At 62.6% G+C, this 13363-nt stretch carries 13 protein-coding genes; 6 read left to right on the forward strand and 7 right to left on the reverse strand.

Features of this window, described 5'->3' with window-relative positions; genetic code table 11:
• Positions 1–42: 42 nt before the first annotated feature.
• The 6 genes from GN330_RS01880 to GN330_RS01905 form a co-directional block, all read right to left on the reverse strand.
• The gene (locus GN330_RS01880) at positions 43–282 is read right to left on the reverse strand and encodes a lipoyl domain-containing protein (RefSeq protein ID WP_156710879.1); all 240 of its coding nucleotides are present in this window, start codon (positions 280–282) and stop codon (positions 43–45) included.
• Positions 279–1259, reverse strand: coding sequence for an alpha-ketoacid dehydrogenase subunit beta (locus tag GN330_RS01885; RefSeq protein WP_156710880.1), 981 nt, complete (start codon positions 1257–1259; stop codon positions 279–281). The genes GN330_RS01880 and GN330_RS01885 overlap by 4 nt, the downstream gene beginning before the upstream one ends.
• Positions 1256–2236 (reverse strand): thiamine pyrophosphate-dependent dehydrogenase E1 component subunit alpha, encoded by a 981-nt coding sequence (locus GN330_RS01890; protein ID WP_156710881.1) that lies wholly within the window; start codon positions 2234–2236, stop codon positions 1256–1258. Before GN330_RS01890 ends, GN330_RS01885 begins: the two co-directional genes overlap by 4 nt.
• A 63-nt stretch (positions 2237–2299) precedes the next feature.
• Complete coding sequence (locus GN330_RS01895; protein ID WP_197434989.1) at positions 2300–3214, reverse strand: alpha/beta hydrolase; 915 nt, start codon at positions 3212–3214, stop codon at positions 2300–2302.
• A 126-nt stretch (positions 3215–3340) separates the two neighbouring features.
• Positions 3341–4645, reverse strand: a complete 1305-nt coding sequence (locus GN330_RS01900) for a TetR/AcrR family transcriptional regulator (RefSeq protein ID WP_197434990.1) — start codon at positions 4643–4645, stop codon at positions 3341–3343.
• Positions 4611–6299, reverse strand: coding sequence for an AMP-binding protein (locus GN330_RS01905; protein WP_156710884.1), 1689 nt, complete (start codon positions 6297–6299; stop codon positions 4611–4613). Before GN330_RS01905 ends, GN330_RS01900 begins: the two co-directional genes overlap by 35 nt.
• A 193-nt stretch (positions 6300–6492) precedes the next feature.
• Between GN330_RS01905 and GN330_RS01910 the strand changes: the two genes are divergently transcribed.
• The 6 genes from GN330_RS01910 (at position 6493) to GN330_RS01935 (ending at position 11950) form a co-directional block, all read left to right on the forward strand.
• Entirely contained in the window at positions 6493–7656 is a 1164-nt protein-coding gene (locus tag GN330_RS01910) for an acyl-CoA dehydrogenase family protein (protein WP_156710885.1), read from the forward strand.
• 26 nt (positions 7657–7682) lie between these two features.
• On the forward strand, positions 7683–8174 hold the full coding sequence (locus GN330_RS01915; RefSeq protein ID WP_197434991.1) for an OsmC family protein: 492 nt from the start codon (positions 7683–7685) through the stop codon (positions 8172–8174).
• 29 nt (positions 8175–8203) lie between these two features.
• Positions 8204–8791 (forward strand): carboxymuconolactone decarboxylase family protein, encoded by a 588-nt coding sequence (locus tag GN330_RS01920; protein WP_156710888.1) that lies wholly within the window; start codon positions 8204–8206, stop codon positions 8789–8791.
• A 190-nt stretch (positions 8792–8981) separates the two neighbouring features.
• A complete protein-coding gene (locus tag GN330_RS01925; RefSeq protein WP_156710890.1) occupies positions 8982–10058 on the forward strand; it encodes a C4-dicarboxylate TRAP transporter substrate-binding protein in 1077 nt (358 codons plus the stop codon).
• Positions 10059–10064: 6 nt separating this feature from the next.
• Positions 10065–10637 carry a TRAP transporter small permease subunit gene (locus GN330_RS01930; RefSeq protein WP_156710892.1) on the forward strand — a complete coding sequence of 191 codons (573 nt, stop codon included), beginning with the start codon at positions 10065–10067 and terminating at the stop codon, positions 10635–10637.
• Positions 10634–11950, forward strand: a complete 1317-nt coding sequence (locus GN330_RS01935) for a TRAP transporter large permease (RefSeq protein ID WP_156710893.1) — start codon at positions 10634–10636, stop codon at positions 11948–11950. Before GN330_RS01930 ends, GN330_RS01935 begins: the two co-directional genes overlap by 4 nt.
• A gap of 193 nt (positions 11951–12143) precedes the next feature.
• On the opposite strand, the gene GN330_RS01940 is transcribed toward GN330_RS01935, so the two are convergent.
• Complete coding sequence (locus GN330_RS01940) at positions 12144–13352, reverse strand: acyl-CoA dehydrogenase family protein (protein WP_156710895.1); 1209 nt, start codon at positions 13350–13352, stop codon at positions 12144–12146.
• Positions 13353–13363: the final 11 nt, after the last annotated feature.

The following is a 13363-nucleotide window of genomic DNA, read 5'->3' on the forward strand; positions in this document are numbered from 1 at the left end:
CCGTCCCCCTGTTGTGCTCCACGCCGCCGTCGGACGGTCGCGTCAGTTTTGTTCGATGCGACACACCGGCGCGCCGACCTCCAACTCGCTGCCGGCCGCAGCGATGATCGACAACAACACCCCATCGCAGGGCGCCTCCACTTCTGTGACCACCTTCTCGGTTTCTACCGAATAGAGCATGTCGCCGAGGCGAAAAGAATCGCCCACGGTTTTATGCCACTCCGTCAGGGTCGCCTCTTCCATGTTCATCGACAGCTTGGGCAGCTTCAGCACGGCCTTCATGTCACGCTTTCCTTACTGATGCGGCGCACTGCCTCAATGATATCCGTCGGGCCGGGAATCATGGCTTGCTCGAGCGGCGGCGCATAAGCGATCGCCAGATCGCGCGTGGTCACGGGAACGATCGGCGCCTTCAGGCTGTCGAACACCTTTTCCGCCACCAAAGCCGCGATCGGCCCGGCCATGCTGCCCGCCCGCCGCGCCTCGTCGACCACGACCAGCCGGCCGGTCTTGCGGACCGAGTCCAGGATCAGGTTTTCGTCGAGCGGAAAACAGGTGCGCGGATCGACGATCTCGACGTCGATCCCCTCTTCCGAAAGCGCCTCGGCCGCCTTGTTGGCCGCCCGCAGCATGGCGCCGATCGCCACGATGGTCACGGAGCCGCCCTCGCGCACGATCCGCGCCTTGCCGAGCGGGACCGTATGGTCGCCGTCGGGAACCTCACCCATCTCGCCGCCGCGGCTGGTCGGCTGCAGGAAGAACACCGGATCGTCGGTGCGGATAGCGGTTTTCAGCAGTCCCTTGGCGTCGCTCGCCGTCGCTGGCGTGGCCACATAAATGCCGCCGAGCCCGGCAACGGTGGTGTGCGGATAGTCCGAATGCTGGCCGGCATTCGAGCGCCCGCCGCCGCCTGACGCGATAAAGGTCACCGGCAGGCGTATCTGGCCGTTGGTCATCAGCCGCAGCCGGGCGGCCTGGTTGGCGATCGCGTCGAACGCGGTATAGACGAAATTGGCGTACATCAAATGACATACGACACGGTATCCCGCCGCCGCCGCCCCGACGGCCATGCCGCCGAGCAAGGCCTCGGATATCGGCGTGTCGCGCACCCGCGCGGGTCCGAATCGGTCGAGCAACCCGCGCGTGTCGCCGAAAATCGAGGCACCGACATCCTCGCCGATCAGGATCACCCGCTCGTCGCGCTCCATCTCTTCGGCGAGCGCGTCGTTGATGGCGTGGATCATGCGCTTGCGCGTCATGCCGCCCCCAACAAATGCGCATCGAGACTGTCGACATCGGGATAGGGATCGTTGCCGGCGCTGTCCGCCGCCGCCTCGATGATCTTTTTTACCTCTTGCTCCAACAACTCGAACCCCTCGGGATCGAGCTCGCCGCGCGCCTCCAGCAGCGCCGCGAACCGGCCGATCGGATCATCCCGTCGCCAGTGCTCGATCTCGTCACCGGTTCGGTATTGTGTTTTCAAGAACGCGCTTTCGCCTTCGACGTGGCCGTGAAGCCGGTAGGTGATAGCCTCGATTAGCGTCGCGCCGCCGCCTTCGCGGGCGCGTGTCACGGCATCGGCCGTAGCCGCCGCGACAGCCTCGACATCGTTGCCGTCAACCCGGCGCGCCGGCACACCGAACGGCTGGGCGCGCTCGAAGATCGCACCGGCAATGACACGCCCGGTGGGGGAAAACTCGGAAAATCCGTTATTTTCGCAGATCAGGATGAGAGGTAGTTTCCACAGGGCGGCGAGGTTGAGTGCCTCGCCGAGCACGCCCTGCGCCGCAGCGCCGTCACCGAAGAAGCAGACACCGACCTGGCCGGAGCCGTCGAGCTGGGCCGCGAGCGCGGCCCCCGTGGCCAGCCCGATGCCGCCGCCCACGATACCGTTTGCGCCGAGAATTCCCTTCGAAACATCCGCGACATGCATCGAGCCGCCAAACCCTCCGCATATGCCGCTCCGGCGTCCGTAGACTTCGGCGAACATCGCCGCGGGATCACCGCCCTTGGCGAGAAAATGCCCATGGCCGCGATGTGTGCTCGTGATCCAGTCGCGCGCGCCGAGCTGGGAGCACACCCCCACCGCCACGGCCTCCTGGCCGATGTAAAGATGGACCGGCCCCGGCAATGAGCCGGATTTGAAATCGCGCGCCAGCCGCTCCTCCGCCTTGCGGATGATGAGCATGCCGCGCAGGAAGTCGATCGGTCGCGTTGCCGGATCGTTGGGAATCATGGGGCGGTACCGTTTCAAAGGGCGCGCGGGCGGAACGTGGCGACGAACCGCCCGCGCCGCGCATCAGATACGCTTCAGCGTTTTCTCGAGCCAATCGGCCTGCACCTTGGCGATCTTACCGAGATGCTCGTAATTGGTGTAAAGGCTCATATGGTCGACCCCCCGTACGACGGCCAGTTCCTTGTCGGTGCAGGGGATCGCGTTGAAGGTCTCGATTTCGAGATCGGCCGAGGTGATGTTGTCGGCCTTGGCCAGAGCCACCATCGTCGGCGTTTCGATGATCCGCTGAGCGTAGGGTTTGACCACATAGCGCAACAAAAGCTCGACCGATTCCACCGTATTCCAGTGCTCGTGCAGCGGCGCCTCATTCGCCTTGATGCCCATGAAACCCGCATAGACGTGCGGGAACGGCCAGGCGCTCATTTCTTGAGACGGATCGGATTTCGGCGACATCGCCATCGTGTCGCCGGCCTCGCCTCGGAAGCGCTTCTTGCGGTCTTCGGCGATCAGCTTGTTGAGTGCGGCGAAGCGAGGCTCGCCATGGCAGCGGCGCATCGTCTGGAACCCGTCGACCACCGGCACCGTCGAGATCGAGAAGGCCGCGCGTGGATCGATGGCGGCCAGGATGATGGCATGCCCGCCGGCATAGGAAATCCCCCAATATCCCGAACGCGCAATATCGATCCCGTCCAGGGTTTCGGCAAAGGAGAACGCGTTCAGGTAGTCCTCAATCTGCTCCCACGGATCAAGATGCTGGCGCCGCTCGCCCGTACTTTCCCCGAAATTACGATAGTCGAAGTGCAGCGTCGCGCAGCCGATATCGTTGAAGTATTTGGCATAGTGCGGCATCACCACTTCCTTGGTGTAGCACCACCCCCCGGCCATCACGACCAGCGGCACATCGCCGGACGCTTTCGCAGGGCGCGTCAGCACGCCCTTCAATGTTTCGCCCTGGCTTTTGAATTCCACGTTTTCCATCCGAACCTCCATCGGCAACTTCGACCCGATGATGGGCAAGGCGGGCTTTCCTGTCAATATAATTTTGAACCAATATTCGGCTCGATTTCAGGTTTCCCGATCAAACCGGCGCGGCATGGCGGGCGGTCAGGAAAGCGGTACGGACCGGAAGGAGGAAACGGCCTCGACCGGATCGCTTGCGGTGCGTGAAACCGCGAGGCCACTCTCGATGAATTGCCGATAGGTGTCGAACACATGGCCGGGCAGCGTGCGATTTTCCGACGTCGGCGGAAGATAGCGGGCGGCAATATAGTGTCTCGTGGCCATGAACATATGCGCCAGGACGGGCAGCTCATGCTCCTCGAACTGACCGAGTTCGCCGTTCTGCTTCGCCCGATTCAGCGTCCGGACATAGGAATCGGTCAGGTCGAGAAAATGCTTGCGGTACGTGTCGGTGGCGTAGACGGCCGCCGCCGATTCGATGCGTATGTACCAGGGGTGATCGCGCAGATAGTCGAAGAACCCGACAAAGCCGGCATATTCGCGATCGACAAACCGCGCCTTCCCGTCGATGAAGGAGCGGACATGGGCGAGCATCTTGACGCGGATATAGGCGAGCAGCTCGTCGAATATCTCCTGCTGGCTCTCGAAATGGCTGTAGAACGTGCCGACGGCCAGGCCCGCCTCGTCGACGATCGCCTTGATCGTCGCGCCATCGAAGCCAGTGCGCCACACAACCCGCGCCGCCGCCTCAAGCAGGACCTCGCGTGTGGTATGTGCCGGGCTATCGACTCCGCGCGCCACTGTCGGCACCGGCAACGCCGACACCGTCTCGCCGAGACCGGACCTGATGAAGCGGATATAGGTGTCCGCCACCCAGTCTGGAAAGACGGCGTCGCGGCCCACCTTGCCGTAGGGGCGCACCTGCGCGCCGATGCTCATATGGCCGTAGGAACCGGCGAGCACCTCGGCGATCACGCGCAGCGCCGCTTCCGATTGGGGGCGCAATTCGCCGGCCGCCTCGCCGCGCATGAGCGCCTTGAGATAGCGCGCCTCGACCCTGTCCATATGATTGGCGTAACTCGTCGGCGCCGCGCTCTCGGCGTCCGTCAGTACACGCGGAAAATAGCGATGGCGCTTTACGTAGCGGGAATAGGCCATAAAGGACGAGCGCTCGGTTTCGAAGAAGCTGTCGCTTCGCACCGTGTGACGGTCCAGGAATCGGAAAAAACGATATCCCTCGACTTCCAACAACTCGTCGAGAAAGGCCTGATGGTTGTCGAAATAGGAGTATAGCGTCCCCTGCGACAGGCCAGCCTCGTCGGTCACCCGCGACACCGACGCATTCGCGTAGCCGCTTCGCGATACGATGTGCAACCCCGCGCTTATCAGCGCTTCGCGTCGCTCGCGCCGCAGGTCAGCGCGTGATTTTTTCTTCGGTGCTGTCTTCATCACGGGCCCTGCCAATCGGCGCAAATTCTGCCGCTCGTTTACGGAGCAAATCCTTGCGCACTTTCCCCGCAGCCGTATACGGCAGATCAGGAACGACCTCCAATCTCTCAGGGAATTTTTGGCGCGCCAACCCGGATTCCTCCAGAAATGCGACCAGAGACGGTAAATCCAGCACATTGCCGTCGTGCAGAACGACAAACGCGCACGCGGTTTCGCCAAGCCTTGCATGCGGCATTGCCACCACCGCCGCGTCCTTTACTGCCGCGATCTTGTATATCTCATCTTCGATCTCCTTCGGCCCGAGATTCTCTCCGCCACGGATGATCAGGTCCTTCTTGCGCCCGGTAATCACCAGGCAACCCTCCGGCGTCAGACGCCCGAGATCACCGGTGTGGAAAAAGCCGTCCGCGTCGAAGACGTCGGCATTCTGGGACGGATCGGAATAGCCGAGGCACACTTCGGGACCTCTCGTCACGATCTCCCCTTCCTCGCCCGGCGCGACCTCGCTGCCGTCGAGGTCGACCAGCCGCATATCGTGTCCGACGACGAACCCCTCGGTCGACGCAGCCAGGTTCGCCCGCTCCCGTTCCGGCACGCCGAGCGTCACCGTGGGCGCCTCGGTACTGCCATAAAGGCGGAAGACCGAACAGTTCTCGAAGGCGGCATTGGCGCGATGCACCACCTCCGGCGGAACCGGGGCGCCCCCGCTGGCGAAATAGCGCAGGCTCGGCAGGGAACGCCCACTCCCAGCGGCGAACGCCGACAATTCCTGGAGGAAGGGCGTCGCGCCGATGGTAAAGGTCACGCCGTGCTGGTCGATCAGGTCCGCCGCCGCAGCAACGTCCCAGCTATCCATCAAAACAACCTTGCATCCCGCCGTGACCGGAAGCTGGACGCCATAGAGATACCCGGTGACATGACCGAGCGGTGACGGCATCAGGACCACGTCCTTGCCGGAAATGCCAAGATAATCGATGAAGTTGCTGATCTCCGCGCCGATCGTGTTGTGACTGTGCAGGACGCCCTTGGCGCGCCCGGTCGTGCCGGAGGTGTACATCAACAGCTTGATCGCGTCGGCGCGCGCGCCATCCGCGCGGATGGGCGCGACGGTTTCGCCCTCATCCGGCCTGATCATGTCCTCGAACCGCTTCTGCGGAGTGTCCGGCCCGGCGCGGACAACCAGCGTTTCGAAACGCTGGTTGGATCGGTCCGAAATCCGCCTGGCCATCGCGGAATAGTCATAGCCGCGAAACGTCTCTGGGATCACGAAAACACGGGATCCGGCATCCGCGATGATATGGCCGACTTCCGCCTCGCGGTAGATCGGCACGATCGGGTTGCATACGAAGCCGCCATAAGAACAGGCGAGGTCAATCAACGCGGCCTCGTGCCAGTTCGGAAGCTGGAAGCTCACCACATCGTCGACGCCAAGCCCCATCCCGACGAGCCCGGCACGAAGCCCGAGAGCGCGGCGACGCATCTCGTTGGCTGTCAAGATCCGGTCGCCGTCGACCGTGAGCGCCATGTCCGGCGTGCGTTCGCACAAGGAATCGAGGCGATCGGCGATCGTCATCCCCTGCCAAGACCCGTCGGCCTTCCAGTCCTCGACGGGAAGCGCATGCAGGCGCGGGGTCCATTTGCCAGTTCCAGACATGCTTCCTCCTTGTACCCGCAAGCGCGCTGTCAGTCATTTTCGCGGTTCCGAATTTTGATTCATAATTTTATTGACTGAAAGTGCGTTTGTCGACAAGCTTATCGTAGCCCGCCACCGGATTGGCACGCATCTTCCGCTTGCCGTCCGGGGTTTCTGGTTTGACGTTGCAACACCCGCTGCGAAAAAGGTCGAGATGGTGAATATCAAACTCCCGTCGCATATCGATCAGTTGCGAAGCAGTCTGCGCAGATTCGTCGACGAACACATGCCGCGCGAGGAAGCCGCGCGCTGGGACAAGGAAAACACCTTTCCCCGAGACGTATTCGACAAGCTCAGCGCCCTTGGCGTCATGGGCAGTACCATTCCCGAGGAATATGGCGGCAGCGGCCGTGACATTCTCGCGACCCTGGTGACCATCGAGGAACTGTCGAAACGAAGCCTCGCGGTATCGGTCCCCTATATCATGGCCGCATGTTATGCCGGAATGAACGTGCTTGAATGCGGATCGCCCCGCCAGAAGGCGGAGCTTCTTCCGCTGGTCGCGGCGGGCAAGATGCTTTTTGCCTATGGCTGGACCGAGGCCGATACCGGAGCCGATCTGGCCAGCGTCAAGACCAAAGGCACGATCGCCGGCGACCATATCGTGATCAACGGCGCCAAACGGTTCTGCTCGGGAGCGGAGATCTGCGACTATATCTACGCGCTCGTTCGAACCGGCGATCAGGCGGCGCGCTACGAGAACCTGTCGGTCGTGCTGATTTCGCCGAAGCTGCCCGGCGTCGAGATACGACCGATCGATTCGATGGGCATGAAAGGCGCTCGCACGACCGACGTGACTTTCATCGACGTCAAGGTTCCGGTCGAGATGATCGTCGGCGAGGCAAGCGGCATCAACCGTGGCTGGAGCATGCTCACTTCCGCCGGCCTCGACGTCGAAAAGCTTGAGGTTGCCGCAATCGCGCTCGGCATCGCCGAAGCGGCTTGCGACGACGCCTGGGACTACAGCCAGCAGCGGACCCAGTTCGGCAGGACCATCAGCACGTTTCAGTCTCTGCGCCACCAGCTGGCCGACATGCGAACGCAGCTTCACGCGGCACGGCTGGTCACCTATCACGCCGCCCATCGCGCCGATGCCGACCGGCCCGACCGGGTCGAGACCTCGATGACCAAGCTCTTCGTCACCGAGACGGCCAGAAAGGTCGTGCTCGACGCGCAGACCATTCTGGGCGCCTACGGCTACGTCAGGGATTTCGATCTCGAACGTTATGTGCGCGACGTCCTGCTGATGCCGATCATCGGAGGATCGTCCGCCGTGCAGCGCAACAACATCGCCAACTGGCTCGGCCTTGCCCGATGACCGTCACACCGGAGAAACACACAGCCATGTCCGCTTCCTCCAACACATTCGACGTCGTCATCCGCTGCAACGGCAAGGCGGTGGGAAAAATGCGCAACGAGGCCAGGGTCGACATCGTCGAGCCGTTTGTCGAAAGTCACGAGATAGCCTCCGACGAAGGCCCGTTTCACGGCGGCGACGGGTCGGCGCCGCCGCCATTGACCTATTTCGTCGGCGGGTTCGTCACCTGTCTGATGACGCAGATCCGCGCCTTCGCGAAACGCTTCAGGATCGCGCTCGACACGCTCGAGGTGGACGCGGAGTTCCAGTGGAAGGGCCTGACCGAGCCCGGCAAGCCGTACCGCGCGCAGCCGGTGGGCATCCGCCTCGATATCCAGATCGCGAGCGACGCGGGTCAAAACAGGATTATCGAACTGATCAACGCCGCCAAGCAAGGTTGCTTTGTCGAGGCGGTCATCTCCGAGCGCATGAAGGTCGTTCACCGCCTCAAGACGCCCGACGGATGGATTGACTGCTGATCGACCACAGGCCTGTCAGGGAGGACGCCATGCCCAGAATCGACCCCATCGCCGACGATCAATCCGATCCGGAAGCCCGCGACCTGGTCGCGGACGCGGAACGCAAGGGAGCCCCCGATCCGCGGATTATGAGCATCTTCGTCCGCAGCAAACGGAGCGGCCGGGCATGGGCACGCTACTGGAACGCCCTTTTGTACGAGGGTGTCCTGCCGCACAGACTGAAAGAGCTGTGCCGCATCCGGATGTCGGTCGCGCATCGATGCGGCTATTGCTCGACAGTGCGGTCCAACCTGGCCCGCGAGGAAGGGCTGACCGAGCAGCTCTTGTGGGAGACGTTCGACTACGAAACCGCGACCGGCATCACCGAGCGCGAGAAGACCGCGCTTTGGTACGCGGACCTGTTCAAACAAAGCGACGGCGCCATCGACGACGACGCGGTGTTTGCCCGTTTGCGCCGTCACTTCGACGACGAGGAGATCATCGAGCTCGGCCTGTTCTGCGCCGAGGTCGACGGGGTCGGCAAGTTCGCCCGCTCGCTTCAGGTGCTGAGCTGGGACGAGGCCTGCGAGATCAATCCCAACCTGCAGCGCGAAACCGAGCGGGCTTCGCGACCTTAGCGGCAAGAATCCGCGAGCCGATGACTAATTGATGTGAGTGGCTGAGGAATTTTCTAGAATATTGGTTCAATATTCGTTACCATGAGGAATAGGAGGCCCTGTCATGCGAATGACAGGGAACGGCGTCCGAGCGGGAGTGAGTTGCCGATACGACGCGCGGTGCGCCATAGAGTAACAAAGGGAGGTAACAATGAAGACACCGACACGCAGTCTCGTCAAACTGGCTATGGTGGCCACCAGCCTCGCCGGCGCCTCGGCTGCCTATGCTCAAGAAGCAGTCAACGTCACCGTGGTCTCGGGCTACCCGCCGACCGCGTCCTGGGTCCGGGTGTTCGAGGAATTTTTCATCCCCACGGTCGACAGCAAGCTGGCTGAGAAGAACGAATACAAGATCAACTGGAACAAGGGATTTTCCGGCACCATCGTCAAGCCGCGCGGCGAGCTGGAAGCCGTGGGCACCGGTATCGGTGACATGGGCATCGTCGTGCCGCCGTTTCATGTCGACAAGCTGCCCCTGTTCAACGTCTCCTTCGTGACACCGTTTTCGACCGGCGATCTTCATCTCGTGACGAAGACGATCTCCCAGCTCGCCCAGGACATCCCCGAGATGGCGCAGGAGTTCGACGCACTCAACCAGGTCTATCTCGGCAGTTCGGGAACGGTCGACAACTACCAGGCCGTCTGCAAGTCCGCCAAGGAGACGGTCGCCGATTTCGAGGGCGTCAAGGTTGTCGGCGCCGGCATCAACCTGCGTTATTTCCAGGGCGTCGGCGCCATCGGCATCAGCAGCAATCTGGGCGACTACTATAATCAGTTGCAGACCGGCGTCGCCGAATGCGCCTCGGTTTGGGCCGAAGCAACGGCAGGCTTCAAGCTTTATGAAGTGGCGCCCTACCTCATCAAGGCCGACCAGGGCGCCACGACCTCGTTCGCCCTCACCGCCAACAAGCAGTTCTGGGACGGCCTGCCCGAATCGGTGCAGGATGTGCTGCGCACGACCTCGCAGGAATATGGGCAAAAGCTCGCCGATTACGTTGTGAACGCCAGCAGCGCGGCACTCGAGACATTCAAACAGAACGGCGGCACGATCATCGAGTACTCACAACAACAGCGTGAAGAGTGGGCGAAATCCCTGCCCAACATCGCCAAGGAATGGGCCGACGAAACCGAGGCCCAGGGCAAGCCGGCACACAAGGTTCTGAAGGTCTACATGGACGCGCTGCGCGCGAACGGCGAGCCCGTTTCGCGAAACTGGGACAGCGAATAGGCTGGCATGACCGGCGCGCCCCCGCACACACCCGACGAAACGCGTTCGCAACGCGTTTCGTCCCCGTCCGGGCCCCTCGGCTACGCTGCCTCGGCGCTCAACGCCATCGGCTCCATCGGCATTTTTTTGCTGATGTGCCTGATTTGCCTCGATGTGGCGGGACGCTATTTCTTCGGCGCGCCGATCATGGGCGTCACCGAGATCGCCGAGATCTCGATCGTGGCGATCGTCTTTTTCCAGCTCGCCGACACATTGGCCCGGGACCGCATGCCCCGGGCCGACATCGTTGTGAATATCCTTCGCAACAAACGCCCGAGGATAGCCGGTTTCATCGACGCTTTCGCCGCGCTGTGCGGTGTCGCGCTGATGCTGCTGATCGACTACGGCACCATTCCCGGCATCATCAACGACTATCGCAACGGTTATTACATCGGCACGGTCGGGCTTTTCACCTTCCCGTCCTGGCCGATCAAGGCGGCCATCGCATTGGGCGCGAGCTTGGCCGCTGTTCAACTCATGGCGATCGCCGTACGAGCCGTGAGGGTAATGTGGGGGACCGCGTCCCGGGGGACACCATGACGCCGATCGAAATCGGAATCGCCTCGGTCAGCGTGATGCTGGTTCTGATCTATCTCGGCATTCATGTCCCGTTTGTCCTGGCAATGACATCCTTTGTCGGCGTGTGGCTGATCCGCGACAATTTTCAGGTCGCTGTCTACATGCTGTCGCAAGCCGCGGCACAGAGCATCTCTGACTATATTTTTGCTGTCATTCCGCTGTTTGTGCTGATGGGCATGCTCGTCAGCGCGGCGGATCTGGGGCGCGACAGCTACTACGTCGCCAATCGTCTGCTGCGCAAACTGCCCGGCGGGCTTGGGGTCGCGACGGTCGCGGCCAACACCGTTTTTGCCTCCATCACGGGCGTCACGATCGCCTCGGCGGCGGTGTTCTCGCGCATCGCCGTGCCGGAGATGCTCCGCTTCGGCTACGACCGGCGCTTTGCCGTCGGCACGGTCGCGGGAAGCTCGGTCCTCGGCATGCTGATCCCGCCGAGCATCCTGCTCATCGTCTATGCGATCGTCGCCGAGCAATCGGTGGGGGACATGTTTTTGGCCGGCATCGGGCCCGGCCTGCTGCTTGCCGTGTTTTTCTCGCTGGGGATATTCGTCACTGCCTTGCTCTTTCCCAAGGCGGTCGGCGGTGGCGGCACGGCACCCGACCCCGCTGACGAGGACGACCTCACCCTCCGCGAATTCCTGGAAAAGATGGGACCCACTCTGGTGCTGGTCATCGCCGTTCTCGGCGGGATCTATGGCGGCATCTTCACGCCGACCGAGGCCGGAGCCGTCGGCGCGGCGCTCGCGCTGGCCGCCGCACTGCTGCGGCGCAAGCTGAATTGGCGCATCCTCTGGGATATCCTGATCGAGACCGGCTATATCAGCTCCTCGATCCTGTTCATGGTGATCTCGGCGACGATGTATTCGCGTATGCTGGGCATTTCCGGACTTCCCACCCAGATCAGCACGCTGGTTTCCGGGCTCGACGCAAGTTACTTCGTCGTGCTTTTGATCTTTGTCGGTATCGCGCTCGTGCTGGGCACGATAATCGATTCAGTGTCGATCCTGCTGATCACGGTACCGCTCTTCATCCCGCTGCTGCAGCCTTACGACATCAGCCTGGTGTGGTTCGGCATCGTCGCCATCATGGCGATCGAGATCGGGTTGCTGACGCCTCCCTTCGGCATGTCATGTTATGTGGTGCGAAGTACGCTCACCAATTACGACGTGACGCTGGAGGATGTCTTCCTCGGCGCGTTTCCCTTCGCGCTGGTGATGCTGCTGGTGACCGCCCTGCTGATCGTCTTCCCGCAGATCGTGCTGGTCTTCGTCTGACCAGCCGTCGCGATGCACAGACCCGGCCGGGCGCTGCTGGTTGCCAGGGGTGCGCGCGCCCGCTCCGGCCACGCACGGGCGCCGCGCCTGATGGCTTGATGGCGCGGCCGGAGGTGCGTGGCGCCTGGTCGCTTGGAACCGCTCACCCCCGAAGCGGCTGCCCTTTCAAGATCGCGGTTCGGGCAGCGACGTCTCAGTCGCCGGCAACGTCCCATTGCCAGAAGTCGCGCCCTTCCTTGTCGAGATTGCGCTCGAGCACCATTTTGTGGACCTCGTCCGCCCCGTCCACCAGCCGCGCCTGGCGTGCATAGCGGTAGATCCATTCCAGCGGCGTATCGGCCGAATAGCCGCGCGCGCCGTTGATCTGGATCGCGGTGTCGGCGGCCTTGTGGAGCAGGTTGGCCACATGCACCTTCGCCATCGAAACCTCCTTGCGCGCGAAGTTTCCGCGATCGAGCTCCCACGCGGCCTTCATGACCAAAAGCCGCCCGACCTCGATCTGCATGGCAAGGTCGCCCAGCATCAGCCTGATGCTCTCGCGCCGAGACAGGCGTTCGCCGAACGCGAAACGCTCCGCCGCGTAGGTGCGGGCGATCTCGACCGACCGCTTTGCAAGGCCGAGCCAGCGCATGCAATGGGTCAGCCGCGCCGGACCGAGACGCATCTGGGTCAGTTTCAGCCCGTCGCCTTCTTCAAGCAGGACGTTCTCGGCGGGAATCTCCAGATCATCGAACACCATCTCGCAATGGCCGCCATGTTCCTCCGGTCCCATGATCGGGATGCGTCGCTCGATCCGCCAGCCCGGCTGGTCCTTATCGAAAAGAAACGCTGTCAGCCCCCGGCGCGGATCGTCCGAAGTGCGCGCGATCAGGATGAAATGCTGGGCATCCGCCGCACCGGTGATGAACCATTTGCGGCCGCGCACCACGTATCGGTCGCCCGTGCGCCTGGCCTCGGTCAGCATCATCGAAGGATCGGAGCCGCTGCCGGGATGCGGCTCGGTCATCGCGAAGGCGGAACGGACCTTGCCCTCCATGATCGGCTGCAGCCAGCGCTCCTTCTGCCGTTCCGTCGCCGCCTGTTCGAGCACCATCATATTGCCATCGTCGGGCGCCGCCGAATTGAACACGACCGGCCCGAAAATCGAGCGGTTCATCTCCTCGTAGCAGACGGCCATACCGACCTTGTCCAGTCCGGCGCCGCCGGTTTCGGGCCGCAATTGCAGGCACCACAGGCCTTCCGAACGGGCCTTGGCGCGCAGCGGCTCGAGACGGTCGAGCCGGATATTGCCATGCGCATCGTAGGCGGCCCGATCGGCCTCCACCGGGAGTATCTCGCTTTCCACGAAACGGGCGATGTTGGCGCGAAGCGTATCCACGCGGGGCGAAATGGTGAAATCCATATATGCTGTCC

The organism is Nitratireductor arenosus (genome assembly GCF_009742725.1).
GTDB lineage: Bacteria > Pseudomonadota > Alphaproteobacteria > Rhizobiales > Rhizobiaceae > Mangrovimarina > Mangrovimarina arenosa.

Coding starts and splice junctions, on each gene's coding strand:
- GN330_RS01900 (WP_197434990.1), bottom strand. CDS start 4,645: ATGAAGACAGCACCGAAGAAAAAATCACGCGCTGACCTGCGGCGCGAG.
- GN330_RS01905 (WP_156710884.1), bottom strand. CDS start 6,299: ATGTCTGGAACTGGCAAATGGACCCCGCGCCTGCATGCGCTTCCCGTC.
- GN330_RS01880 (WP_156710879.1), bottom strand. CDS start 282: ATGAAGGCCGTGCTGAAGCTGCCCAAGCTGTCGATGAACATGGAAGAG.
- GN330_RS01925 (WP_156710890.1), top strand. CDS start 8,982: ATGAAGACACCGACACGCAGTCTCGTCAAACTGGCTATGGTGGCCACC.
- GN330_RS01915 (WP_197434991.1), top strand. CDS start 7,683: ATGTCCGCTTCCTCCAACACATTCGACGTCGTCATCCGCTGCAACGGC.
- GN330_RS01935 (WP_156710893.1), top strand. CDS start 10,634: ATGACGCCGATCGAAATCGGAATCGCCTCGGTCAGCGTGATGCTGGTT.
- GN330_RS01885 (WP_156710880.1), bottom strand. CDS start 1,259: ATGACGCGCAAGCGCATGATCCACGCCATCAACGACGCGCTCGCCGAA.
- GN330_RS01895 (WP_197434989.1), bottom strand. CDS start 3,214: ATGGAAAACGTGGAATTCAAAAGCCAGGGCGAAACATTGAAGGGCGTG.
- GN330_RS01920 (WP_156710888.1), top strand. CDS start 8,204: ATGCCCAGAATCGACCCCATCGCCGACGATCAATCCGATCCGGAAGCC.
- GN330_RS01940 (WP_156710895.1), bottom strand. CDS start 13,352: ATGGATTTCACCATTTCGCCCCGCGTGGATACGCTTCGCGCCAACATC.
- GN330_RS01930 (WP_156710892.1), top strand. CDS start 10,065: ATGACCGGCGCGCCCCCGCACACACCCGACGAAACGCGTTCGCAACGC.
- GN330_RS01890 (WP_156710881.1), bottom strand. CDS start 2,236: ATGATTCCCAACGATCCGGCAACGCGACCGATCGACTTCCTGCGCGGC.
- GN330_RS01910 (WP_156710885.1), top strand. CDS start 6,493: ATGGTGAATATCAAACTCCCGTCGCATATCGATCAGTTGCGAAGCAGT.